Source organism: Desulfuromonas sp. DDH964, from assembly GCF_001611275.1.
Classification (GTDB): Bacteria; Desulfobacterota; Desulfuromonadia; order Desulfuromonadales; family DDH964; genus DDH964.
Map to the genome: position 1 here is coordinate 635,598 of NZ_CP015080.1, position 24,180 is coordinate 659,777.

18 protein-coding genes are annotated in these 24,180 nt (G+C 63.5%); 15 read left to right on the top strand and 3 right to left on the bottom strand.

Going from position 1 to position 24,180, the window contains the following annotated elements:
• Nucleotides 1-45: 45 nt before the first annotated feature.
• From DBW_RS02985 to DBW_RS03035, 11 genes are all read left to right on the top strand, one after another.
• Nucleotides 46-1,161 (top strand): YeeE/YedE family protein, encoded by a 1,116-nt coding sequence (locus DBW_RS02985; protein WP_066723979.1) that lies wholly within the window; start codon nt 46-48, stop codon nt 1,159-1,161.
• Nucleotides 1,162-1,179: 18 nt separating this feature from the next.
• A complete protein-coding gene (locus tag DBW_RS02990; protein WP_066723989.1) occupies nt 1,180-1,443 on the top strand; it encodes a sulfurtransferase TusA family protein in 264 nt (87 codons plus the stop codon).
• A complete protein-coding gene (locus DBW_RS02995; protein WP_066723997.1) occupies nt 1,443-4,160 on the top strand; it encodes a sensor domain-containing protein in 2,718 nt (905 codons plus the stop codon). Before DBW_RS02990 ends, DBW_RS02995 begins: the two co-directional genes overlap by 1 nt.
• Before the next feature lie 90 nt (nt 4,161-4,250).
• Nucleotides 4,251-5,717, top strand: coding sequence for a sigma-54 interaction domain-containing protein (locus DBW_RS19115; RefSeq protein WP_066723999.1), 1,467 nt, complete (start codon nt 4,251-4,253; stop codon nt 5,715-5,717).
• Between the two features lie 263 nt (nt 5,718-5,980).
• Nucleotides 5,981-6,181 (top strand): cold-shock protein, encoded by a 201-nt coding sequence (locus tag DBW_RS03005; protein ID WP_066724002.1) that lies wholly within the window; start codon nt 5,981-5,983, stop codon nt 6,179-6,181.
• Between the two features lie 317 nt (nt 6,182-6,498).
• Nucleotides 6,499-6,945: an Hsp20/alpha crystallin family protein gene (locus DBW_RS03010; protein ID WP_066724005.1), complete on the top strand. Its 447-nt coding sequence runs from the start codon at nt 6,499-6,501 to the stop codon at nt 6,943-6,945.
• A gap of 64 nt (nt 6,946-7,009) precedes the next feature.
• Nucleotides 7,010-7,399 (top strand): Hsp20/alpha crystallin family protein, encoded by a 390-nt coding sequence (locus DBW_RS03015; RefSeq protein WP_066724008.1) that lies wholly within the window; start codon nt 7,010-7,012, stop codon nt 7,397-7,399.
• A gap of 170 nt (nt 7,400-7,569) precedes the next feature.
• Nucleotides 7,570-10,215 (top strand): ATP-dependent chaperone ClpB, encoded by a 2,646-nt coding sequence (clpB, locus tag DBW_RS03020; RefSeq protein WP_066724010.1) that lies wholly within the window; start codon nt 7,570-7,572, stop codon nt 10,213-10,215.
• A gap of 80 nt (nt 10,216-10,295) precedes the next feature.
• Nucleotides 10,296-11,153 carry a response regulator gene (locus tag DBW_RS03025; protein WP_066724012.1) on the top strand — a complete coding sequence of 286 codons (858 nt, stop codon included), beginning with the start codon at nt 10,296-10,298 and terminating at the stop codon, nt 11,151-11,153.
• A gap of 131 nt (nt 11,154-11,284) precedes the next feature.
• Nucleotides 11,285-11,560 (top strand): thioredoxin family protein, encoded by a 276-nt coding sequence (locus tag DBW_RS03030; RefSeq protein WP_066724014.1) that lies wholly within the window; start codon nt 11,285-11,287, stop codon nt 11,558-11,560.
• Between the two features lie 112 nt (nt 11,561-11,672).
• The gene (locus DBW_RS03035) at nt 11,673-13,046 is read left to right on the top strand and encodes a response regulator (protein WP_066724016.1); all 1,374 of its coding nucleotides are present in this window, start codon (nt 11,673-11,675) and stop codon (nt 13,044-13,046) included.
• Nucleotides 13,047-13,101: 55 nt separating this feature from the next.
• On the opposite strand, the gene DBW_RS03040 is transcribed toward DBW_RS03035, so the two are convergent.
• From DBW_RS03040 to DBW_RS03050, 3 genes are read right to left on the bottom strand one after another with little or no spacing between them, the layout of a single operon-like run.
• The gene (locus tag DBW_RS03040; protein ID WP_066724019.1) at nt 13,102-14,973 is read right to left on the bottom strand and encodes a B12-binding domain-containing radical SAM protein; all 1,872 of its coding nucleotides are present in this window, start codon (nt 14,971-14,973) and stop codon (nt 13,102-13,104) included.
• A 34-nt stretch (nt 14,974-15,007) separates the two neighbouring features.
• The gene (locus DBW_RS03045; RefSeq protein WP_066724022.1) at nt 15,008-16,132 is read right to left on the bottom strand and encodes a patatin-like phospholipase family protein; all 1,125 of its coding nucleotides are present in this window, start codon (nt 16,130-16,132) and stop codon (nt 15,008-15,010) included.
• Nucleotides 16,133-16,143: 11 nt separating this feature from the next.
• The gene (locus tag DBW_RS03050; protein WP_066724025.1) at nt 16,144-16,728 is read right to left on the bottom strand and encodes an MXAN_5187 C-terminal domain-containing protein; all 585 of its coding nucleotides are present in this window, start codon (nt 16,726-16,728) and stop codon (nt 16,144-16,146) included.
• A gap of 155 nt (nt 16,729-16,883) precedes the next feature.
• Here DBW_RS03050 and glmU point away from each other — a divergent pair, with 155 nt between their 5' ends.
• The 4 genes from glmU (at nt 16,884) to DBW_RS03070 (ending at nt 24,159) form a co-directional block, all read left to right on the top strand.
• Entirely contained in the window at nt 16,884-18,275 is a 1,392-nt protein-coding gene (gene glmU, locus DBW_RS03055) for a bifunctional UDP-N-acetylglucosamine diphosphorylase/glucosamine-1-phosphate N-acetyltransferase GlmU (RefSeq protein WP_066724027.1), read from the top strand.
• A gap of 65 nt (nt 18,276-18,340) precedes the next feature.
• Nucleotides 18,341-20,167, top strand: a complete 1,827-nt coding sequence (gene glmS, locus DBW_RS03060) for a glutamine--fructose-6-phosphate transaminase (isomerizing) (RefSeq protein ID WP_066724031.1) — start codon at nt 18,341-18,343, stop codon at nt 20,165-20,167.
• Nucleotides 20,168-20,174: 7 nt separating this feature from the next.
• Nucleotides 20,175-21,968, top strand: coding sequence for a chloride channel protein (locus tag DBW_RS03065; RefSeq protein ID WP_231875384.1), 1,794 nt, complete (start codon nt 20,175-20,177; stop codon nt 21,966-21,968).
• Complete coding sequence (locus DBW_RS03070; RefSeq protein WP_066724037.1) at nt 21,961-24,159, top strand: ATP-dependent helicase; 2,199 nt, start codon at nt 21,961-21,963, stop codon at nt 24,157-24,159. Before DBW_RS03065 ends, DBW_RS03070 begins: the two co-directional genes overlap by 8 nt.
• The last annotated feature ends 21 nt before the right edge of the window (nt 24,160-24,180 follow it).

The window sequence follows — 24,180 nt, forward strand, 5'->3', positions numbered from 1 at the left end:
CAGGTTTAATTTTATGGCGGGTGCCGGGGGGGGCGGGAGTGGCGCATGAGCAATCACCTATACCTCTGGCCGGCCCTGATCTCCTTCCTGCTCGGGTTGGCGGCCGGATCTCTCCTGTTCCGCTCTGACTTCTGCTTCGCCGGAATGTTCCGCGACTTTTTCCTCTTCCGCCAAACCTTCATGCTGCGCGCTTTGTTGCTGCTGGTCACGGCAAGCATGGTCCTTTTCGAAGTCCTGCGCCTATTGGGCTTCCTTTCGACTTATCCCTTTCCCGGTCTCGGCCCACCCGCGCTGACCACTATCGCCGGTGGTCTCCTCTTCGGTATCGGCATGGTCCTCGCTGGTGGCTGTGTCGTTGGTACTCTGTACAAGATGGGGCGGGGGCTGCACAGCTCCTGGATCGCCTTCGCCGGCCTGTTGCTCGGCAGCACCCTCTACGCCGAGATCCATCCGGCCTGGGCCGCTCTGGCGGCGACGACGCGCCTCACCTCGGCGATCACCCTGAGCCAGCTGCTGGGGGTGGCGCCGACGCCGCTGCTGGCCACGGTGGCGGCGCTCGCGGGATGGTGGCTCTGGCGTCGGTGGAGGGAGGGCGGCCTGCTGCGCGCGTCGGCCGCCGTCGGCGACCTGCAGCCCTGCACCGCGGCCCTGTGGCTGGCCCTGATCGGTGCCGCTTCCTGGCTGCTGCTCGGCATGCCCCTAGGGATTACGACCATCTATGCCAAGAGCGGAGCCTGGGTAGAGAGCCTGCTCTGGCCGCAACATCTGGCGTCACTTGCCTACTTCCAGGGCCAGCCTCTGGTTTTTCAACCCCCTCTTGCCGGGGCCCCGCTCGCAAGTGGTGCCGGCCCCCAGTTCGACATGCTGGCAGCGATGCAGTTGCCGCTGGTGGTCGGCATCGTTATCGGTTCGTTCTGGTCAGCCTGGTACTGGAATGATCTGGCCAAGGGGGGACATCTGCCATGGCGGCAGGTTGTTTCGGCGTTGTGCGGGGGCATCCTGATGGGACTTGCGGCACGGCTGGCGCCCGCCTGCAATGTCTGGCACCTGCTCGGCGGGCTGCCTGTCCTGGCGCTGCAGAGTCTTCTCTTTCTCGGTGGCCTCGTCCCCGGGGCCTGGGTCGGCAGTCGGCTGTTAACGGCGCTGGTTCTGAAACCCTAGATTCCTGTGGAGATTCACATGACCATGACAGTCCCGGAAGAGTTGGAGTTTGACCTGCGCGGCCAGATCTGTCCGTCAACCCTGCTGACGGCACTGCGCGAGGTCAACCGCCACAAAGAAGGGTTGCGCTCGGGAGAGTTGCGGCTCCTTTTTGTTACCGACAACCGCACCGCCACCAGTACCATCCCCGACGCGGTACGGAATATGGGGTATGGGGTCCAGGTCTCTCATGCCGATGGCACCTACCGGATTGACGTCGGTCGCAGTGGCGAAGGTCGCTGATGGGCGGGGCGCGGCAAGCTTCCTCTTCTGGAGCACCCTCACTGCAGCTCTCCCCGGGGGAAGCGGGAAACGATTTTCAGGGCCAGCTGGTCGACCTGCAAAAGCGGGAACGGCTGGCGGTCGGCTACCTGCGGGAGAAGATCAATCAGCTGCTGCAGGTCATGGGGACCTTGCCCTTGCGAGCCGAGGAGCTCGACGATGAGACCCTCTTCGCCCTCGATCCGCTGGGGATCATCGGGGATGCATTCGCCCAGGTCCTTGAGCATCTGCAGCAAACCAACGAAGAGCTCGCCCTCGCCCGCGACGAGGTACGGGCAATCTTTGATTCGGTCGGTGCCGCCATTCTGGTGGTCGATCGGGAGGGACGCATCCAGGCTTGCAACCAGCGGACCCAGGAAGTCTTTTTCCCGGAACTGGATGGGGTGGTCGGGCGTTTTTGCAAGGACATTATCTGCAGGCAGCCGGTTCCACCTTCCAATTGCCTGCTGCGCCATCTCCTCAAGGGCGGAGGGAGAAGCGCAGAGGGCGATTTTACTTTGGATGAACGCCACTTTCACGTCGTGGCGACTACGCTCAGCGATAACCAGCGCCTGGCGAGCCAGGTCGCCCTGGTCTATACCGATCTGACTCAGCGGCGCCGTATGGAACAGTCGTTGCGGGAGACCGAAGAGCGCCTGCGAACCATTGTCGGTTCAGTGCAGGCCGGTATCCTGTTGATCGATGCCGAGGATCATCGGATCGTCGACGTCAACGACAAGGCCGTCGAACTGATCGGGGTGCCGCGATCAGCCATCGTCGGTTATTGTTGCCAGGAGTTTGTCTGCCCGGCCGCCTGCGGGGAATGCCCGATCACCGATCTCGGTCAGGAGGCGGATAACTCCGAGCGCTGGCTGCTGCGCGCCAATGGCGAGCGGGTGCCGGTCCTGAAGACGGTGACGACCATTGTTCTGGGCGGGCGGCGCCATCTGCTCGAAAGCTTCATCGATCTGAGCGCCCGCAAGGAGGCGGAGCAGGCCCTGCAGCAGAGCGAGCGCAAGTATCGTTCTCTCTATGTGAACATGCGCGAAGGGGTGGCTCTCAACGAGCTGGTGTACGACGATTGCGACCGGCCCGTCGACTATCGGGTCCTCGACGTCAACCCGGCCTTTGCTCAGATCCTCGGCCAGGCCCCGGAAGCGATCCAGGGGGAGCTGGCATCGGAAATCTACGGCCAGCCGATACCTCCCCACATGGAGGTCTTCGCCCGGGTCGCCGAGTCCGGGCAGCCCGCCAACTTCGAATCGAAATGGGATCTCCTCGACCGGGAATTCCATCTCTCGGTCTTCTCTCCCGGCGAGGGACGGTTTGCCACCGTGCTCGAAGATATCACCGACCGCAAACACGCCGAGCGTGAAATGGAGCGGCTCGCCTACTTCGATGTACTGACCGGTCTGCCCAATCGCAGCCTGTTCCGGGACCGGCTGGAGCAGGCGCTGGCCCTGGCCGGGCGTGGTGGTCAGCAGGTCGCCCTGATGTTTCTTGACCTCGACCAGTTCAAGGAGGTGAACGACACCCTGGGTCACGCCACCGGCGACCAGCTCCTCATCCTGGTCGCAGAACGGCTCTCCCAATGCGTTCGCCGGAGCGATACCGTGGCTCGGTTGGGCGGTGACGAGTTTGTCATCATTCTCTCCGGGGTCAATGGCGAAACGGATGCCGGCGCCATGGCGCGCAAGGTCCTCGATGTCCTGTCGGCGCCGGTGGCAGTGGCGGAGCGGGAAATTTTCATCACCGGCAGTCTCGGTATCGCTCTCTATCCCCATGATGGCCGTGACGCCGAAGCGCTGATCCGGAATGCGGACGCGGCCATGTACCAGGCCAAGGAACAAGGGGATACCTGCCGCTTTTACACCGCGGCGATGAATGCCCAGGCGCTGGAGCGGCTGCTACTGGGCAACGATTTGCGCCGGGCCTTGGAACGGGACGAGTTTTTCCTGGTCTACCAGCCGCAGATCAATGTCGCCACCGGCAGGATTATCGGCATGGAGGCCCTTATCCGCTGGCGCCATCCGGAGTTGGGGTTGCTCCCTCCAGCCCAATTCATCCCCCTCGCCGAAGAGACCGGTTTGATCCTGCCGATCGGGCGCTGGGTCCTGGAAACCGCCTGCAGTCAGGCCAGGGCCTGGCAGTTGGCCGGGTTCCAGCCGCTGATGGTTTCGGTGAACATCTCCGGACGTCAATTCCGCGAGGCCGACCTTCCCACGACGATTGCCGAAATTCTCGAGCGAACCGGGCTTGATGCCGAATATCTCGAACTCGAAATCACCGAGACGATCCTGATGGAAAATGCGCAGGCCACCCGCAATGCCCTGGAGACCTTCAAGGAGATGGGGCTGCAGCTGGCGATCGATGATTTTGGCACCGGCTATTCCTCCCTCAGCTACCTGAAGCATTTCCCGATCGACCGGCTCAAGATCGATCGCTCCTTTGTCAGCGACATCACCGAACATGCGGATGATGCCGCCATTGCCGAGGCGATCATCGCCCTTGCCCACAGCCTCCACCTCAAGGTCATTGCTGAAGGGGTGGAAACCCGGGAGCAGCTCGAATTCCTGCGAAGCCGGCGCTGTGATGAAATGCAGGGCTTCTATTTTCGGCGCCCGGAGACCGAGACGGTCTTTTCCCAAATGCTCAGCGCCGGGCTCATGGTCGAAGGGGTCTGCCCCTTTGGCGGATGAATTCCACCTGCCTGAATTTCACCTGACTTGCACTTGGAATATGGAGCGGTTACATTGGTACCGCCCCATATCTCCCGTTGGCGAGTCTGCATGAACGATTTTCCTGCGCATATTTCCCCTCACCTTCCGGCACGCATTCCCGACCTGGTGGCTCGCGGCCAGGAGGCCGACTGGCGGGTCGTGCGCCTCGGCCCCCGGCTCGCGGCTCTGATTGGTGGCTCCACCGATGACGGTAGCGGCCGGCGCCTGGAGCAATTGCTCGGGGAGAGCCTTCCCGACCTCGCGGAGCTGGCGCGCGAGGCGGCCGGAAGCGACGAACCGCTGACCGGCATCCCGGTCCGGCTCCGGGGGGCGCAGGGGGCGATGACGCTGACGGTCGATGTTGTCCCCGGCGGACTCAGTGAGGATTACCGGAGTCGCGAAGTCCAATTTTTCTTCACCGAGCCACGGATCCATGCCGGCGCGGACCCGGGCGCCGCGGGGTTGGTCGGTACCAGCCCCGGGTTGCAGGAAGTGCTGCGGAAGATCCAACTCTATGCGTTTTCGGAAGCCCCGGTGGTGGTGACCGGTGAGACCGGGACCGGCAAGGAACTGGTCGCCCGCGCCCTGCACCGGCAAAGTCCCCGTTCCGGGCGGGAGTTTGTTGCCGTCAACTGCACCGCCATCGCTGAGGAATTGCTCGAGTCGGAACTCTTCGGCCATGAAAAGGGGGCCTTTACCGGTGCCCTGCGCAGTCACCGCGGGCGCTTCGAGCGGGCGGACCGGGGCACCCTCTTCCTTGACGAAATCGGCGATATGCCGCTGCGCACCCAGGCCAAGCTGCTGCGCGTTCTCGAGGATGGCCGTATCGAGCGGGTTGGCTCCGAAACCCCGCTCCTGGTCGATGTTCGGGTGGTGGCGGCGACCAACGTTGCCCTCGAACAGGCGGTCGGGCAGGGCCGGTTCCGGGCCGACCTCTATCATCGCCTGTCGGTGTTGCGCATCCATTTGCCCCCTTTGCGCGAGCGTCGCGAGGACATCCCGCTGCTGGTTGGGCATTTCCTCGCCGAATTCAATGCCCGCTACCAGCGCGCCTTGCGGCGCCTGACCCCGGAAGCGGTAGGGTTGCTGCAGGCCTATCTCTGGCCGGGCAACGTGCGCGAGTTGAGAAATGTTCTCGAGCGGGTCTACGTGGAAGCTGCCGGCGAAGTGATCGGCGCCCGGGCGTTTTCCGAGTGGATCCAGGAACGCCAGGACTTTCTGCCCGGGGACTGGAACCTCGAAGCCCGCTCGCGCAGGCAACCCTTGCCGGTCGTCCCCCAGTATCCTCTGGCGACGGATCGGCAGCTGCTGGGTGCGCCAGCGCAGCAGGAAGTTCTGCGGGCCGAGCCGGTCGCGGGACGGCTGCGGCACTCCACCCGGCCGGCGGAACTCGACCCCGGCGAAATCCGGCGCGCCTACCTGGCCACCGGCGGCAACCTGGCTGCCGCCGCCCGTCTGCTCGGGGTCCATCGGGCCACCCTTTACCGTTATCTGGAGCGTTTCGGTCTGACCCGGGCCGATCTCGAATCAGGCTGATGGTTGCGATGCCGGGTTGACCTTCGGCCCCGGTGGTGGCCGGGAAAATAAAAAATGCAAAAATTTCTTGCTTTTCTGAAAGCCACTGTGCTACAAGCGAGCATAGCCAGTTTGTGCAGATTGATTTAGTTGCCCGACAGTTGATGTCAGCAAGTTAAAGAAGACCGCACAGACCCGAAGGGCTGGGTGGTTTTTTTATTGGGAAAACAGCCGACCCGGCTCCATTAAAAAGGTCCACAGATAGGGACCGAGGAGAAAAGAAAATGGCACAAGGTACAGTGAAATGGTTCAACGACGCTAAAGGGTTCGGCTTCATCCAGCAGGATAATGGTCCGGACGTATTCGTGCACTTCTCGGCAATTCAGGGCGACGGCTTCAAGTCCCTGGCCGAGGGCGACCGCGTCGAATTCGACGTGACCCAGGGCCAGAAAGGCCCCCAGTCGGCCAACGTGCGCCGGATCTGAGCTTTATAAAAGACTCAGACAGCTGAAAAGCCCCGCGGGAATCCGCGGGGCTTTTTTTATAACCCTCCCTTTGTTTCTCCTTCTCCCCAAGTCTCCCCCTTTTCGCCAACCATTTCCATGTTGCGACGTCGCAACCTTCGCTTGCGACAGGGGTGCGACGTCGCAAGTCGCATCAATGAAAATGGCCGAATATCATAAATTGTCGAAATAAAAGGAAAATCTACAATTATAAGGTTGGCATGGCGGTTGAAATCAGCAGTGGTCGAATGGAGAGCCGAGCTGGCTCCGCTAACCAGACTCAAAAGGAGGATTCGATCATGGCAAACTGGGACCTGTTCAGAGAAATGGAAAGCATGACCCGCGATATGGACCACCTGCTGCGCGGTTTCGGCCGCGGCGGCAGCCTGGAACCATCCTTTGCCGCCGTTTTCGGCGGACGCGGCTACCCCCGCATCAACCTGCGGGAAGATGACGAAAATTTTTACCTGGAGGCACTCCTCCCCGGCATCGATGCCAGCACCCTCGACATGACGGTACTCAAGAACACCTTGACCATCGCCGGTGAGCGGTCGAACGGGGCCGACCAGCAGGTGACCTGGCACCGGCGGGAGCGTGGCACCGGCCGCTTCCTGCGCACGGTCGATCTCCCCGCCGATATCGAGGTGGACGAGACCAAGGCCGATTACCGCGACGGGGTCCTCAGCGTCGTCTTGCCCAAGGCAGCCGCCGCCAAGCCGAAGCGGGTCGAAATCAAGGCGAACTGATTCGCTGCGGGATAGGTGATCGTTCGAATCTGGAGCATAACTTACCGTTAAAGGAGATGACGTCATGAGTGAAAAGGATCTGACCATAGGAAAAGAAGGCGCGGTTGCCTCGGGGGAACGGCAGGTCGACAGCTGGCTGACGCCGGCGGTCGATATCTATGAAAACGACGAGAAGCTGACCCTGGTGGCGGACCTGCCCGGGGTTCCGAAGGGGCGCCTCAATCTCGGTATCGACAAGGGGGTTCTGACGATCGAGGCCCTGGCGCCGAGTGCCAGCGATGCGAACGGGCTCTACCGTGAATTCGGCACCACCGGCTACTATCGCCGCTTCCAGTTGCCCGATGCCCTCGAGTTCGACAAGGTGGAAGCCGAGTTGAAGGACGGCGTCCTCAAGGTGGTGATGCCCAAGTCCGCCGCCGCCCGGCCGCGAAAGATCAATGTGACGGTACATTGAGGGACCGGACCGGGAGACTGATGCAAAGGGGCCGGGAAGGGCTTCTTCCCGGCCCCTTTGCATCCTGAGACTTGATCGCGCCCAGCGGCAGCGGGTCTTGGTCGCGACCTGGTTCCTGTTATACTCTTTACCTTGTTCAGGCTCTACTCCAACCCGCGAAGAGGAAATTTATGGATATCAACCGGATGACCCAGAAGACCCAGGAAGCTCTGCAGGGCGCGCAGAATCACGCCCTGAAACGCGGCCACGTCGAGGTCGACGGCGAGCACCTGCTGCTGGCCCTCCTGGAGCAGCAGGGTGGACTGGTGCCACGCCTGCTGCAGCGGCTTGATCTCCCCTTGGAGGAGGTCCGGGAGGCGGTCCGGGCAGAGGTGGAACGCCGGCCGACGGTCTCCGGTTCCGGGGTGGAAGCCGGAAAGATTTACGTCAGCTCCCGTTTCAACCGGCTGCTGGTGCGGGCCGAGGAGGAAGCGAAGCGGCTCAAGGACGACTATGTCTCCGTCGAGCATATCCTCCTGGCGCTGATCGAGGAAGGGTCCGGCACCCCGACCGGAAAGCTTCTCAGCCGCTTCGGCGTCGACCGCAATCGGCTGCTGCAGGCCCTGACGGCCGTTCGCGGCAACCAGCGGGTGACCAGCGCCGACCCGGAGGGGACCTATGAAGCATTGGAAAAATATGGTCGCGATCTGGTGAAGGAGGTGCGCAAGGGGAAACTCGATCCGGTCATCGGTCGGGACGCCGAGATCCGGCGCGTCATCCGCATCCTCTCCCGCAAGACCAAGAACAACCCGGTGCTGATCGGTGAGCCGGGAGTCGGCAAGACCGCCATCGTCGAAGGGCTGGCCCATCGCATCGTTCGCGGTGATGTCCCCGAAGGGCTCAAGAACAAGACCGTCTATGCCCTCGACCTGGGCGCCCTGGTGGCGGGTGCCAAGTACCGCGGTGAATTCGAGGAGCGGCTCAAGGCGGTCCTCACCGAAATCCGCGAAAGCGATGGGCAGATTCTGCTCTTTATCGACGAATTGCATACCATCGTCGGCGCCGGCAAGGCCGAGGGTTCGATGGACGCCGGCAACATGCTCAAGCCATTGCTGGCGCGGGGAGAATTGCACTGCATCGGCGCCACCACCCTCGACGAATATCGCCAGCACATTGAAAAGGACAAGGCCCTGGAACGGCGCTTTCAGCCGGTCCTGGTCGAACAGCCGACGGTAGAGGAGACGGTTTCGATCCTGCGCGGCCTGAAGGAGCGCTTCGAGGTCCACCACGGCGTTCGCATCCAGGATAATGCTCTGGTTGCCGCCGCCACCTTGTCGCACCGCTATATCTCCGATCGTTTCCTGCCCGATAAGGCGATCGACCTGGTCGACGAGGCCTGTGCCACCATCCGCACTGAAATCGATTCCATGCCGCAGGAACTGGACGAGGTGACCCGACGCACCATGCAGCTCGAAATCGAGGAGGCGGCCCTGAAGAAGGAAAAGGATGCCGCCAGCAAGGCGCGGCTGGAAAGCCTGCGCAAGGAGCTGGCCGAGCTGGGGGACCGGGGGAAAGCCCTCAAAATGCAGTGGGAAACGGAAAAAGAAGGGATCCGCAAGCTCCAGGGATTGCGTGAGGAGATCGAAAAGGTTCGCCAGCAGATCGAGGTTGCCGAACGCAATTACGACCTGAACCGCGCCGCCGAACTGAAACATGGCCGCCTGCCGCAACTGGAACGGGAGCTGGCCGGTTTCGAGGCGCCCAACCTCCCCGGCAGCGAACCGCGCCTGTTGCGGGAAGAGGTGACCGAGGAGGAGATCGCCGGCATCGTCGCGCGCTGGACCGGGATTCCGGTGACCCGACTGGTGGAGGGGGAGCGGGAGAAGCTTCTCAAACTTGATCAGGTCCTGCACCGGCGGGTGGTCGGCCAGGACGAGGCGGTGCAGCTGGTGGCCGACGCGGTGATCCGTGCCCGCGCCGGTATCAAGGACCCGCGGCGGCCGATCGGCTCCTTCATCTTTCTCGGGCCCACCGGCGTCGGCAAGACCGAACTGGCGCGAACCCTGGCCGAGGCACTCTTCGATTCCGAGGAGAACATGGTCCGTATCGACATGTCCGAATACATGGAGAAGCACAGTGTCAGCCGGCTGATCGGCGCTCCTCCCGGCTATGTCGGTTACGAGGAGGGGGGGCAGCTTACCGAGGCGGTGCGGCGCAAGCCCTACAGCGTGATCCTTTTCGATGAAATCGAGAAGGCCCACCACGATGTCTTCAACGTCCTGTTGCAGATATTGGACGATGGCCGGGTCACCGACTCCCAGGGGCGGACGGTCAATTTCAAGAACAGCGTCGTCATCATGACCAGCAATATCGGCTCCGAGTTTCTCCTCGGCGGCGCGACCGCCAGCGGCGAGATCCCGGAGGAGGCACGGGAGCAGGTGCTGCGGGCCCTGCGAGGGAACTTCCGTCCGGAATTCCTCAACCGGGTCGATGACATTGTCCTCTTCAAGCCGCTGGCCCGGGAGGAGATCAAGGCGATTCTCGATTTGCAGTTGGCCGATCTGCGTCAGCGCCTGGCCGGGCGGCGCATCGAACTGGAGCTGACCAACGCGGCACGGGACTATATTGCCGCGGTCGCCTACGATCCGGTCTTTGGCGCCCGGCCCCTGAAGCGTTACCTGCAGCATCAACTCGAAACCCGCCTCGGGCGGGCGCTGATCGCCGGGGAGATTCGCGACGGGGCCCGGGTGACCATCGATGCCGGCGAGGATGGACTGACCGTGCAGCATGCCAATCCTCCGGATGCCAGCCCTGACAGCCCCGAACCAGGAAAATAATTTGCAACAATTTAAGGAGGTTGTTAGACTCTGGTGGACAGGATGGAAATGACCTGCGGGGGGGCGAACTGACGGGAGCTATGAGCAAACGCAAACGCTTTGGAGAGATTCTGGTCGAGGCCGGCGCGCTCGATCAGGAGACCCTGGAAAAGGCCCTGATCCAGCAGAAAACGACGGGCAAACGCCTCGGTCAGGTGCTGGAGGAGAGCGGCATCATCGCCGAGCGGGATATCGCTGTCGTCGTCGCCCGGCAATTCGGCTTCAAGACGGTCAGCAATATCTCCAAGCATCCCTTCCCGGACGAAACCCTGGCCGTGGTGACCAGCGAGACGGCGCTGAAGAAACTGATCTTCCCGCTCAAGGTCGAGGAGAAGACCCTCTCCCTGGCGATGGTCAATCCCCTCGACATTCCGACCCTCGATGACATCTCCTTCCGCACCGGGCTGCGGATCATGCCCTATGTGACGACCCCGAGCGAGATTATCGATGCGGTCAACCGCCACTATCTGAAAAGCGACCTGCCGGCCGCCAAGGAGTGGTGGACGGTACTGGTCGTCGACGACCAGGAACTGGTCCGTTCCGCCGTGGCCGCGGCCCTGAAGAAAGAAGGATATGTCGTGCTCCAGGCCACCAACGGCGCCGATGGACTGAAAGCAGCCATGCAGCATTCGCCGCACCTGATCATCAGCGACACGGTGATGCCGCGCATGGACGGGTTGGAAATGTTTCGCGCCCTGCAATCGCAGATTGCCACCCGCGCCATCCCGGTAATTGCGCTCTCCTCCCGCGCCGCCGCCGAAGAGGAGGCCCGCCTGCTCGAGATGGGCTACTTCGATTTTGTCGCCAAACCGATCAATCCGGTCCGCCTGGTGGCCCGGGCCAAGCGCGCCCTGCGCGCGATTTACGGTCATTCCGACCCGCGTGGCGGGGGGCAATAGGGCGCTCTCCGGGTCCCGTCACTACCGGGTCGCGGAAGAGAAATCCCTTGTAATATCCCGGATACTCTCTATAATTATTACCAAAGCAGTCCTGATTCGACTGCTGACGCGATGCAACCGAGGAGGACGCCATGCGTATTGACATATTCTGCAAGCCCGAAAGCAATTGCCGTTGCGATCGCACCCTCGCCAACGTGCGCCAGGCCCTGGACGAACTGAGTGTCGAGGCGGAAGTCCACCTCTACCGGGATCGCCGGAAGATGATCGACTACCGGGTTTACGTCGCGCCGGCACTGCTGATCGACGATAATGTGCGGATTGCCGGCCGGGTCCCGGAGGTCAGCGAGATCGCCAGGCTGATTGTCGAGCGCCCCCGCTACCGCCGGCGCATGCAGGAAGTGGCCTGAACCTGCCTGGAATACGTATGTTGCCAAGCCCCCCGGTCCCAGACCAGGGGGCTTTACTTTTCGGAGATGGTCGGGTAATTTCAACCCGAATTTTCGAAAGGAATGAAACAGCATGGCCACGATACTGCTGGTCGACGATGTCGAGCTCTTCCTCGAATTGGAACGCTCCTTCCTGGCGGAAATGGGGCATCGCATCGTCACCCTGAAGTCCGGAGAAGCGGCCCTGGAGCAGCTCGCCGAGATTGCACCGGACCTGCTGCTGCTCGATCTCTACATGCCCGGCATCGATGGCGACGAAGTCTGTCGCCGCTTGAGGCGAGATCCCCGCTGGACACAGCTGCCGGTCATCATGGTGACGGCGGCCGGGAAGGATGCGGAGATCAGAAAATGTCTCGCCGCCGGTTGTGACGACTACCTGACCAAGCCGGTGAACAAGAAGGAGCTGCTCGAAAAGGTCGAGCGCCTGCTTGGCAAACTCCGGGTTCGCACCGAGCCCCGGGCCCGGATCGATTTGCGGGTGCAACTGCGCAGCACTGGCCGTTGCCTCTCCGCGAGTGCCCGGGATATCTCCCGTAATGGCGTCTATATCCGCAGTGAAGCACTGTTCAATCCCGGAACGGTCGTCGAGGTGACCCTCGAACTCCCGGATGGGCGCAGCCAGGTGATGCTGGGCAAGGTCAAGCGGGTAGAGCCCGGGCCGGAAGGGGGGATGGGGATCTACTTTATCCATCCCGAACCCGAAGGGCAGGCAGTCCTCGCCGGATTGATCGGCCAGTGCCCTGCCCCGCTCCCGCCCGCGGCGGATACCGCAACCGGTCCGGCGGCGGAAGCCCTTGCGCGGGCCCGGGAAGAGCAGGCCGGCCGTGAGCTGCGCGAGGAAAACCTGCGCCTGCAGCAGCGTATCCGGGAGCTGGAGCAGGAGAATATCGAGTTTGCCAACCAGATGCTGCGCACCGAAGAGATCAACAACAACCTGACCAACCTCTATATCGCCTCCTCCCGCCTCCATTCGGTCCTCGATCGGGACCAGGTCGTCGAGATCATCCGCGAGATCATCATCAACTTTGTCGGCGCCGAAAAATTCGCCCTGCTGGTGCGCGACAGGGAGAGCCCGGTCCTTTACTACGAAATCGGAGAAGGCTTTGACAAGAATGGTTTTCCGGTCGTGAAGCTCGGGGAGGGGGTGCTCGGCCAGGTCGCTGCCGACTGCCGGAATTACTTTGTCGAGGAGCCGGTGGCCGGTGGCTCCGATGACCCCCTGCGACCGCTGGTGGCGATTCCTCTCACCATTCATGGTGAGGCCCTCGGGGTGCTGGCGGTGTATCGCCTCTTCAGCCAGAAGGAGCAGCTGCAGGCCGTCGATTTTCAGCTCTTCGCCATGCTTGCCGAACATGCCGCAACGGCGATCTTTTCCTCTTCGCTCTATGCCGCTTCGGAACGCAAGCAGCAGACCTACCGGGGGTTGATGGACCTGCTCCTGAAGTGACCGCTGCACGGGGTCAGGCTCAGGCCATCCCTTCGTTCGCCCGCAACCGCCCTGTTCAACCTTCCGGTGGCAGCAGCAGCCCTTCCGCCACCGCGAACTCCACAATCTCTTCCCCCTCGCCGCGGGAAATGCTGCCGGCATAAATCGTTTCCGGGGACTGCCGGCCATTGCTGCCGCGCAGCAAGGTCAAAAACGCCTCCTCCAGTGACTCGCAGAGCACCTCGCTTCCCCGGCGCAGGAAGAGACCGGTCGAGCCGACGGGGCGAAACAGCTCGGTGATCTGCTGCAGATCGGGTTCCGCCAACTCCTGCAGGTCGAGAATTTCGTAGTGAAAAGGGACCAGCCGCAGAGTCGGGGCGGTGCGCCAGGAGGTGGTCCAGAGATCCCTTCCGCGCAGCTCTTCCGGGTTCGCCGGCAGGGTCTCGGCGCCGAGCAACGTCTCGGCATAGTGGTAATGATAGCGCAGCAGATCCTGGGCCGCCGGCCAGAGTTCGCCCCGGCCGCAGGCGGCAAGGCGTGCCGAAACGAACTCTTCCTGCAGCGGGGCGACGCGCTCGGCGGGCCAGAGTTCGGCGGTAGCCAGCTCGGCAGCACTGACCCCCTGGCTGGTAAGGAGCCAGGTGGCAAATTGCTCCAAAAACGCAACCGCGGCCAGGCCAGTCGCCTGCAGCAGGCTGGGGAAAAAAGCAACGGCACGACCGAGGTTGTAAAAAAGGTCGGTCGCCGCCGCCAGGTGGCGGCATTGCTCCATCGCGGCGGCGCTCATGCTGGTGCTCGATTGCAGCAGGTAGGGTGGGTCGGGATCCGCCTGCAACCCGAATTCGGCGCGGCGCTGATGCAGGGTGGTGCCGGGGAGGAGCGCCAGGGGAAAGAGGTCGAGATGGTTGGGGCGCAGTGCCAGGGCCTGTTCGAGGCTGGCAGCAAAGCCCTGGTAGTTGTCGCCGGGAAGGCCATAGATCAGGTCGAAACCGAAGGTCGCGCCCGCCTGGCTGAGAAGGTCGACCCGCTCGCGGAAGACCTGGGGATCGAAGCGGCGGTGGATGTGGCGCAGCACCTTATGGTCGAAGGACTGCAGCCCGAGCTGGACCGAGCAGGGCTGGCGTCCGAGCAGACGGGCGGTGGAGCGATCGAGAAATTCGGCCTTGGCCTCGAGGTGGAGCTGCAGGTGCGGCGCTTCCCGGCGCGCCAGTTCCAACAGGGCGCGCCCCCGTTCGGCAGGAACATTGAAGCTGGAGTCGAGAACCCAGACCTGACTGGCGCCGCTGCGGGCAAAGAGCCGCAGCTCCGCCTGCAGGCGCTCTGCCGGGAAGTGGCGCACCCCACTCGTGCCGCGACCGTCGTAGCAGTAATCGCAGGCGAAGGGACAGCCGCGGGCGGTCTCCCAGAGAATCCCGCCCCCTTCGGTCGGTCGCAATACCCCGGTCAACCAGGGGGAGGGGAGCTCCGTTGGCAACGCCGGCGTCCGCTCCGGACCGTGGATGATGCCATCCGGCGTGAGCAGGGAAAGGCCGGGAAGGGCGGCCGGTGGTTCGCCCGCGGCCAGCCCGCGGCAGAGTTCGGCCAGGGCGGCCTCCCCCTCGCCCCGCACCAGGAGCTGAAAGCCATCGGCGGCGAGGAGGGCTTCGGGGGCGGCGGTCGCTTCGGGGCCACCGGCCACAAGCAGGGCCGCGGGGAGTGCCTGACGAAGGAGCCGGGCGACGCCCACCATGACCTGGCGGTTCCAGCTGTAGAGGGGAATGCAGACCAGCTGCGGCGCCGCCTGAACCAGGGTGGCGGCGATTTCGGTTGGGCTCTCCCCGGGGAAGAAGTCGTAGAGGACGGCCTGTTCGCGCAGCTTTGGTGGCAGGGCGGCGGCGAGGCAGCCGGCGGCCAGCGGAATCGACTGGTTCGAGGGACGAACATGCAGGGTGGCAAAGACGATCTTCATAGCCTCTCCCGGCGTCGTTGGCGGCAGAATCGCGTCAGATGATGATCTCGGCCGGTGGCGGGGCCGACAATTCGGCCGCGCTGGTGACGATTCCGGCCCGTGCAAAGGCGGCGTGGAAGCGGTCATAGGAAGTTCGCAGGTCGCTGAGAGCGAGCTGGTAGCCGTAGTTCATCACCATGCTGCGGGCCCGGTTGCTCATCGGGCTCTGGAAGAAGAGGAGCGATTCTTCCGGCCCCGGCTGCATCAACAGGATATCAACTTCCGGGTGATTCTGCTGGTAGTAACGCAGGGCCAGGCCGAGTTTTTCCCGGCTCTCGATCCGGCGCGACTGTTCCCAGGCGTAGTTGATGCCGAGTTCGGCAATGCTGGAACAGCGCCCGTAGGAGAGGGAGGGGAGGCAGGTATGTTCCATGTCGTTGTCCATTGGCATCCGCGGGTTGATGACGACGATCAGTTTGGCCCCTCGTTCGATGGCGATGTCGAGGTGAGAAACCCGCCCGGTCGAGCCGTCGACATAGAAGCTCTCCCCCACCTTGTGCGGTTGGAAGAAGTAGGGGATGGCGCAGGAGGCGGTGATCGCCTGGCAGATGTGCGCTTCGCGATATCCTTCGCTGCCGAAGACAACGCGCTGGCCGCGGTCGAGATCGTAGGCCGGGATGTAGAGTTCCCGCTTCAGCAGGCGGAAATCGTCGATGATCCCCTCCTGGCGAAACGACCGGCAGAGATAGGCCTGCAGGGGGTCCAGGGAGAAGAGGCCGGCGGGGAACTGTTCCTGGATGATGTGAATCAGATCGTGCGGGGAGAAGCCCCAGCGGTTCTGCCGGTAATAGCGGTAGATGCGGTAGAAGTTGCGCAGCACCCGGCCGATGGCGAAGAGGGTTTCGCGGGTTTCGAGCCGGTAGATGTCGCGGCGGCGCCAGTTGAAGACGTTGCTTTCCTCGTTGGCGATGGCCCGGAACAGGGCTTCCGGTTCGATCCGGTTGGCCATCAGGGTGGCGATGACCGATCCGGCGCTGATGCCGATATAGAGGTCGAACCGGCAGGGGGAAAAACCGCGCGGGAAGAGCCGGCTCAGGGCAGTCAGGCAGCCGATTTCGTAGGCGGCGCCCATGATGCCGCCTCCGGCCAGGACCAGGGCTGTCTTTGTCCGTTTGGCCATACTCGGTCCGCCTATTTGGCCTTGACCTTCAGTTTCGGCTTGCCCCCAGCGAGGTCGATGCGGAATTCAACCGGGCGATCGCCAAACTTCTCGCGGATCTTGTCCTTTTGCTGGGCCAGGAACTCCTCGACCTTCTGACGCTGGGGAACTTTCAGGTTGCAGGCCTGGTGGGCTTCGACCAACTGCTGGTAGATGGAATCGATCATCCTGCCGTTGCCCGAAGGATTTGCCGGCGCCTGGTCCAGAGGGCGGGGGGATTCCTTGGCGGCAGGGACCTCGACCGCTGGCGGGGAGAACTTGGGCAAAAGACCCTGCTGGCGGCTGTAGCGACCTTCCTCGATCAGCCGCAGGATCCGGTCCCAGTAGCTGCAGTAGGTGTGAAAGCGGGTCGAAAGGTTCTGGAAACGGTAGCGCAGGTCGGTCTGGACAATGCGCCGGTTGGCAAACAGCCGCAGCCGCCGGGCCATCGCCTCGCGCAGCTTGATCGGCTCACGCTTTTCCACCCCGGCAAAATACTGTTCATAGGCGATTTCCAGCTCCTTCATCTCCTGTTCGATGTCGGAGAGGATCCTGCCAATGTCACGGCGTTCATTCATGAAGGGCCTCCAAGGCCAAAACTATACTGAAAACGCACGGTAAAGAAAAGGAAATTCCGGATTTGAAGGGGGATCGAAACCGGCATATTCCTTGACTCCCCCCGGAGGTTTCGTATAATGAAGCGCTCGAAAAACCTGCCCGAGAGAGGGGGATCATGAACAAAATTCAACGCGCTGCAGTGATTCTTGCCGCCGGCCAGGGGACGCGGATGAAATCGTCCCGACCCAAGGTTCTGCACGAGGTGGCGGGAATGCCGATGGTCTATTACCCGTTGCAACTCGCCGCCGAGCTCCACTGCGATCCGCGGCTGGTGGTGGTCGGCCACGGTGCCGCCACCGTCGAGGCCTATCTGGCCGACAGTGGAGCCGGTTTCGTGCGCCAGGAAGAGCAGCTCGGCACCGGCCATGCGCTGCGCTGCGCCGCCGAAGCCTTGGCCGGGTTCAACGGAACCCTGCTCCTCCTTTGCGGCGATGTGCCGCTGCTGCGCCGGGAGACTCTCGATCGCCTGCTCGCCTACCACGAGAGTGAACAGGCGGCGGTGACAGTCCTCACTGCCGAGGTCGCCGAGCCCCGGGGCTACGGGCGGATCGTCCGCGCTGGCGCCGAGGTCCTGCGTATCGTCGAAGAGAAGGATGCCAGCGCCGAGGAGCAGGCGCTGCGCGAAATCAACACCGGCATCTATGCCTTTGCCGCCCCCTTTGTCTTTGCCGCCCTGGAGGCGGTCGGCTGCAATAACGCCCAGGGTGAATACTACCTGACCGACGTCCTGGCGATTGCCCGGCAAGGGGGCGAGCGGGTCCGTGCCCTGGCGACCGACGACCCCGCCGAAGCGCAGGGGGTCAATGACCGGGTGCAGCTGGCGGCGGCCGGCGTGGCCATGCGGCGGCGTCGCAACGAGGCGTTGATGCGGGAGGGGGTGACCCTGGTCGACCCGGAGACCGCTTACATCGATCCGGCCGTCCGCATTGGCACCGATACCGTCATTGCCCCTGGCGTCCATTTGCAGGGCAATACCAGTATCGGCCGTGACTGTCGTATCGAGCCGGGGGTGGTGGTGCGCGACTGCCAGGTTGCCGACGGTGTTCACCTCAAGGCCGGTTCGGTACTGGAAGGGTCGCAGGTCGGCGCCGCCTGCGCCATCGGCCCGATGGCCCACCTGCGGCCGGGGACCGTTCTCGCCGGCCACAACAAACTCGGCAATTTCGTCGAAACCAAGAAGGCGATCCTCGCTGAAGGCGCCCAGGCGAGCCATTTGACCTACCTTGGCGATGCCGAGATCGGGCGCAACGTCAATATCGGCTGCGGAACGATCACCTGCAACTACGACGGCGTCAACAAGCATCGCACCATCATCGGCGACAATGTCTTCGTCGGCTCCGATGTCCAGTTCATCGCGCCGGTCCGGATCGGCAGCGGCAGTCTGATCGGGGCCGGCTCGACCATCACCCGGGATGTGCCCGAGGATGCCCTCGCCATCGCCCGCAGTGAGCAGAAGATCGTCGAGGGGTGGGCCGCCCGCAAGCGCAAGGCGCGGGAAAAGAAGTAATTGCCGATGGGCCTGCTGCTGTGGCCCGGTCACTCGTCATCAGCCACTAATTACGGAATTTATCTATGTGCGGAATCGTAGGTTATATCGGCCCCCAGCAGGCGACCCCAATCATCTTCGAGGGGCTGCGGCGCCTCGAATACCGCGGCTACGACTCGGCCGGCATCGCCACCCTCAAGGAGGGGCGGATTGATATCCGTCGCGCCCAAGGGAAGTTGGTCAACCTTGAAAGGCTCCTCGCAGAGCGCCCCTTGAGTGGCAGCCTCGGTATCGGCCACACCCGCTGGGCCACCCACGGCCGGCCCTCGGAAACCAATGCCCACCCCCATTACGCCGGCGGGATCGTCGTCGTTCACAATGGCATCATCGAAAACTACCTGGCGCTCCGCGACCGGCTGCGCCGGGAAGGGCACACCTTTCGCTCAGAGACCGACACCGAGGTGATCGCCCACCTCGTCGAAGAACACTACAAGGCCTTCGCCGATTTCGCGACCGCGGTGCGCCGCGCCCTGACCGAGGTGCGCGGCGCGTATGCCGTAGCGATTCTTTGCGAAGGGGAACCGGACAAGTTGATCGCCGCCAAGCTTGGTTCGCCGCTGGTGGTTGGCCAGGGGGATGGCGAATTCTTCGTCGCCTCGGATGTTCCGGCGATGCTCTCCCATACCCGCGAGATGGTCTTCCTCGAGGACGGCGAAATGGTCGTCTTTCGCACCGGCGCTATGATGGTCACTGACCTCGCCGGAAGCCCCCGCCAGAAGCAGAGCAAGACCATCACCTGGAGTCCGCTGATGGCCGAGAAGGGAGGCTATCGCCACTTCATGCTCAAGGAGATTTACGAGCAGCCGCGGGCCATCGCCGACACTCTGGCCGGACGGCTGATGGAGGACGAGGGGGTGGTCTACCTCGAGGATCTCAAGCTCGATGAGGCCGAACTCGGGTCGATGGAGAAACTCTTCATCGTCGCTTGCGGCACCTCCTGGCACGCGGCGCTGGTCGGCAAATTCCTGATCGAGAAGCTCTGCCGGGTGCCGGTGGAGGTTGATATCGCCAGTGAATTCCGGTACCGCAACCCGATCGTTGGTGAGCGCACCCTGACCCTGCTGATCAGCCAAAGTGGGGAAACCGCCGATACCCTGGCGGCGCTGCGCGAGGCGCGCGGCAAGGGGGGACGGGCAGTGGCGATCTGCAATGTCGTCGAGTCGTCCATCGCCCGCGAGAGCCACGGGGTGGTTTATACCCATGCCGGACCGGAGATCGGCGTCGCTTCGACCAAGGCCTTTACCACCCAGCTGGTCGCCCTTTACCTTTTCGCCCTGCGTCTCAGTCAGGCTCGGGGAACCTTGGCGGCGGAAGAGTGCCGGGCGCACTGTCGGGAACTGCTGGCGCTGCCACGGCTGATCGAAGAGACGCTGCAACTCGATGCGGCAACCGAGGAGATTGCCCGCACCTATATGGGCGCCCGCGATTTCCTCTACCTCGGTCGCGGCAACCAGTATCCGATCGCCCTCGAGGGGGCCCTCAAGCTCAAGGAGATCTCCTATATTCACGCCGAGGGCTACCCTGCCGGCGAGATGAAGCACGGCCCCATCGCCCTGATCGATGAACAGCTGCCGGTCGTGGTGCTGGTGCCGGAGAACGAGACCTCCGAAAAAGTCCTCTCCAACCTGGAAGAGGTGCATGCCCGCGGTGGGCGGGTCATCGCCATTACCAGCGGCGATATCGACCTGACTGGCAAGGCCGACGCTGTATTGCGTCTCCCCTCCGCGATTGACGACCTGATGCCGGTCCTGACCTCGATTCCGATGCAACTGCTCGCCTATCATATCGCCGTCCTGAAAGGGACCGATGTCGACCAGCCACGCAATCTGGCGAAGAGCGTCACTGTGGAGTAAGCGTATTTTGTCCCTTCTGCCCCCCCTCGTCGAACGGTTCGGCCGCTGGCTGACCGCGCTGCTGCAGTATTTTCGGGTCAGCGAGAACAATTTTCTGATCATCCTGGCGGTGATCATCGGTCTGCTCGGCGGTCTGGGCAACTACGCCTTTCGCAAGACCATCGAATTCATTCACTGGGGGGTGATGGAGCAGGGGCAGCAGCTGCTCGGGATCTCCCAGGAGACCTGGAACCTGAATCGCCTGCTGATCTTTCTCTTCCCTGCCATCGGCGGGCTCCTAGTCATCCCGCTTTGGGTCTTCTTCGCCAGGGATCTCAAGGGGGGCTTCGCCGGCTTCCTGGTTCGGGTCAACCTGCGCGGCGCCAAGCTGCCGCTGCGACCGCTGCTGACCCGGGGGCTGGGGGCGGCGATCACCCTCGGCACCGGCGGCAGTGCCGGCCAGGAAGGGCCGATCGCGGTGATCGGCGGTACCATCGGCAGCCAGTTCGGCCAGTTTTTCAAGGTCAGCGGCGAACGGCTCAAGGTGCTGGTCGCCTGCGGCGCCGCCGCCGGCGTGGCGGCGACCTTCAACGCGCCGATCGCCGGAGTCTTTTTCGCCACCGAGATCGTCCTGCTTGCCTCTTTCGAACTCGCCAGCTTCACCTCCATCGTCATCTCCTCGGGGATGGCGACCGTCATCTCCCGCGCCCTGCTCGGCAACCGTTCCGAGATCGTTGCCCCCCCCTACTTCATGCACAGCTACTGGGAAATGGCCCTCTACCTCCTGCTCGGCCTCGCCATCGGCGGCCTCGCCGCCGGTTTTATCGACCTGCACTTCCGCATCAAGGACCGCATCGCCGCCATCAACCTGCCGCGCCTCGCCAAGCCGGTCCTCGGTGGGCTGACCGTCGGCCTGATCGGCATTGTCCTGCCCCAGGTCTTTGGCAATGGTTACGAATTCATGGAATCGGTCCTCTCCGGCGAACACACCTGGTACCTGCTGGCGGGGCTGATCCTGGCCAAGGCGATCGCCACCTCCATCACCCTCAACTCCGGCCTCCCCGGCGGCATGTTCGCTCCCTGCCTCTTCCTCGGCGCGGTGGCCGGCGGCGCCTTCGGCCATATTGCGGCGATTCTCTTCCCTGGCGCCGCCCTCTCCCCCGGCGCCTATGCCCTGGTCGGCATGGGGGCCTTTCTTGCGGCCGCCACCCACGCGCCGATGACGGCAATCTTTCTCCTCTTCGAGATTACCGACAGCTACCAGGTCATCATCCCGATCATGCTGACCTGTGTCATCGGTACCGCCGTGGCCCGCCACTTCAAGCAGGAGAGCCTCGAGACGATGGAGCTGGCCCGGGAGGGGATCGACCTCGACGCGGGAAAAGAGCGCAACATCATGAAGTCCCTCACCGTCGGCGAGGTGATGGAGACCGAGGTGGAGACGATCTCCGAGGGGATGACCCTGGGGGAATTCGCCCGTTTCATCGAAAAGACCCGGCATACCAACTTCCCGCTGGTCGATGCCGCCGGCGAACTGACCGGGATCATCTCGGTGCAGGATTTCATGGGGGTCGTCTTCGAGCGCGACCTGATGGACCTGGTGGTGGTCAAGGAGCTGGCGACCGCCAACGTCATCACCGCCCACGCCGGGGAAGACCTCGACACCGCCATGCGCAAGATCGGCTATCGGAATATCGAGCAGTTGCCGGTGGTGGACAAAGAGACCCACCGCCGCATCGTCGGCATCATCTCCCGCCGCGACATGGTCGCCGCCTACAACCGGGCGCTGATGGCCCGCCACCTCGAGGACGAGGATGCATAGTCTCCTCGCCGCTCTCAACGAACCGCAGCGCCAGGCCGTCCAGCACGGTGACGGACCGCTGCTGATCCTCGCCGGGGCCGGCTCCGGCAAGACCCGGACCCTCACTCATCGCGTCGCCTGGCTGATTCACGAGGCGAAGGTTGCTCCCTGGCAGATTCTCGCCGTGACCTTTACCAACAAGGCCGCCGCCGAGATGAAGGAGAGGCTGGAGCGGCTTCTCGGCAGCGAGGAACTCCCCTGGGTGGCGACCTTCCATGCCACCTGCGTGCGCATCCTGCGTCGGGAGATCGAACTTCTTGGCTTCACCCAGGCCTTTACCATCTACGATGACCAGGACCAGGAGCGGCTCCTCAAATCGATTCTCGACGAGTTCGGCATCCCGGAGAAGAGCCTGCGCCCCCGGGCCGCGGCGAGCTTCATCGATGGCGCCAAGAATCGTGGTCTGCTCCCCGGCGACCTCCCTGCCGACGACCTTGCCACCGCCCAACTGGTCAAGATCTACGCCCGCTACCAGCAGCGGCTGCAGCAGGCCAACGCCCTCGACTTCGGCGACCTGCTGTTGCAGACGGTGCGGCTCTTCCGCGAACAGCCGCAGGTTTTGCAGCGCTGGCGCGAGCGCTTTCGCTACCTGCTGGTCGATGAGTTCCAGGATACCAACGCCATTCAGTACGAGCTGGTGGCAAAACTCGGCGAAGTCCACCGCAACCTCTGTGTCGTCGGCGACGATGACCAGTCGATCTACCGCTGGCGCGGGGCGGAGATCGGCAATATCCTCGGTTTCGAGCGCGATTTTCCGGGCTGCGTGACGATTCGTCTGGAGCAGAACTACCGCTCGACCCAGACGATCCTCGATGCTGCCGGCGAGGTCGTCGCGCAGAATCGTGGACGCAAGGGGAAGACCCTGTGGACTGAGAACCCCGCCGGGGAACCGATCGGCCTCGAAGCGCTCCCCGACGATCTCGAAGAGGCGCGCTTTGTCGCCGGCGAGATCGTGCGCCTCCATGGCGCCGGCCGCCATCTGCGCGACATCGCGGTCTTCTATCGGACCAACGCCCAGTCGCGCGTCCTGGAGGAAGCCCTGCGCAGCCAGAACCTCCCCTACGTGATGTTCGGTGGTCTCAAGTTCTATGCGCGCATGGAAGTCAAGGACGTCCTGGCCTACCTGCGCCTGCTGGTCAACCCGGCCGATTCCCTCGCCCTGCGGCGCATCATCAACGTGCCACCGCGGGGGATCGGCGCCGTGACCATCGGTCGCATCGCCGAATACGAGGAGTCCGCCGGCGGCCTCCTCGCCGCCTGCCGCCTGGCGCTAGAAAAGGGGACGATCGGCGGGGCCGCCGCCAGCCGGGTCGCAGAGTTCCTTGCCCTTCTCGATGGTTTTAGCGAGCGCCTTGCTACCCAGCCCTATCCGCAACTGGCAGCCGACCTGATCGAGGAGAGCGGTTACGGTCCCCTCCTGCGCGAGGAGCGGACCGAGGAAGCGCGGGGGCGGCTGGAAAACCTTGAGGCGCTCCTCGCCGGCATGGAAGAGCACGCCAGCAGCGAGGGGACCCTTGCCGACTACCTCGAACAGGTGGCGTTGATTACCGATCTTGACGCCTATGACCCGAGCCTCGACCGCGTCACCCTGATGACCCTGCACGCCGCCAAGGGTCTCGAATTTCCGGTAGTCTTCATGACCGGCATGGAGGAGGGCCTCTTCCCGCATTCCCGGGCCGCCGGTGCCGGAGAAGACCTGGAAGAGGAGAGGCGCCTCTGCTATGTCGGCATGACCCGGGCGATGGAGAAGCTCATCCTCAGTCATGCCCGGCGCCGCCGCGTCTACGGCACCTTTCAGTACAATCCGCCGAGCCGTTTCCTGGCGGAAATCCCGCCCCGGCTTCTGGCCCAGACGCCGCCAGGCCTGCAGCGTGTGGCCGGCCACAACCTCGCTTCGGTCTTCGAGCAGCTGTTGCCCGACCCCCTTCCGGTCACCGGGGGGGACGGTGATGATTTTGTCGAAGAGGTGCGCGTCGTTCCGGATGCCGAAGAGGGGCTGCGCATCGGCCTCAAGGTGCGCCATGTCAAGTTCGGGATCGGCACAGTGCGCCGTATCGAGGGGCAGGGGGATAACCAGAAGGTGATCGTCTATTTCAACACGGTCGGCCCGAAAAAGCTGCTGCTCAAGTTCGCCGGTCTCGAACCGGCCTGAGTCGGCCCGGGCGCCGATCGG

Excerpts from the sequence above, each read along its gene's own strand:
- DBW_RS03015 (WP_066724008.1), top strand. The coding sequence starts at position 7,010 with ATGAGTGAAAAGGATCTGACCATAGGAAAAGAAGGCGCGGTTGCCTCG.
- clpB (WP_066724010.1), top strand. The coding sequence starts at position 7,570 with ATGGATATCAACCGGATGACCCAGAAGACCCAGGAAGCTCTGCAGGGC.
- DBW_RS03035 (WP_066724016.1), top strand. The coding sequence starts at position 11,673 with ATGGCCACGATACTGCTGGTCGACGATGTCGAGCTCTTCCTCGAATTG.
- DBW_RS03050 (WP_066724025.1), bottom strand. The coding sequence starts at position 16,728 with ATGAATGAACGCCGTGACATTGGCAGGATCCTCTCCGACATCGAACAG.
- DBW_RS03070 (WP_066724037.1), top strand. The coding sequence starts at position 21,961 with ATGCATAGTCTCCTCGCCGCTCTCAACGAACCGCAGCGCCAGGCCGTC.
- DBW_RS02990 (WP_066723989.1), top strand. The coding sequence starts at position 1,180 with ATGACCATGACAGTCCCGGAAGAGTTGGAGTTTGACCTGCGCGGCCAG.
- DBW_RS03045 (WP_066724022.1), bottom strand. The coding sequence starts at position 16,132 with ATGGCCAAACGGACAAAGACAGCCCTGGTCCTGGCCGGAGGCGGCATC.
- DBW_RS03025 (WP_066724012.1), top strand. The coding sequence starts at position 10,296 with ATGAGCAAACGCAAACGCTTTGGAGAGATTCTGGTCGAGGCCGGCGCG.
- glmU (WP_066724027.1), top strand. The coding sequence starts at position 16,884 with ATGAACAAAATTCAACGCGCTGCAGTGATTCTTGCCGCCGGCCAGGGG.
- DBW_RS03040 (WP_066724019.1), bottom strand. The coding sequence starts at position 14,973 with ATGAAGATCGTCTTTGCCACCCTGCATGTTCGTCCCTCGAACCAGTCG.
- DBW_RS02995 (WP_066723997.1), top strand. The coding sequence starts at position 1,443 with ATGGGCGGGGCGCGGCAAGCTTCCTCTTCTGGAGCACCCTCACTGCAG.
- DBW_RS03010 (WP_066724005.1), top strand. The coding sequence starts at position 6,499 with ATGGCAAACTGGGACCTGTTCAGAGAAATGGAAAGCATGACCCGCGAT.
- DBW_RS02985 (WP_066723979.1), top strand. The coding sequence starts at position 46 with ATGAGCAATCACCTATACCTCTGGCCGGCCCTGATCTCCTTCCTGCTC.
- DBW_RS03005 (WP_066724002.1), top strand. The coding sequence starts at position 5,981 with ATGGCACAAGGTACAGTGAAATGGTTCAACGACGCTAAAGGGTTCGGC.
- glmS (WP_066724031.1), top strand. The coding sequence starts at position 18,341 with ATGTGCGGAATCGTAGGTTATATCGGCCCCCAGCAGGCGACCCCAATC.
- DBW_RS19115 (WP_066723999.1), top strand. The coding sequence starts at position 4,251 with ATGAACGATTTTCCTGCGCATATTTCCCCTCACCTTCCGGCACGCATT.
- DBW_RS03030 (WP_066724014.1), top strand. The coding sequence starts at position 11,285 with ATGCGTATTGACATATTCTGCAAGCCCGAAAGCAATTGCCGTTGCGAT.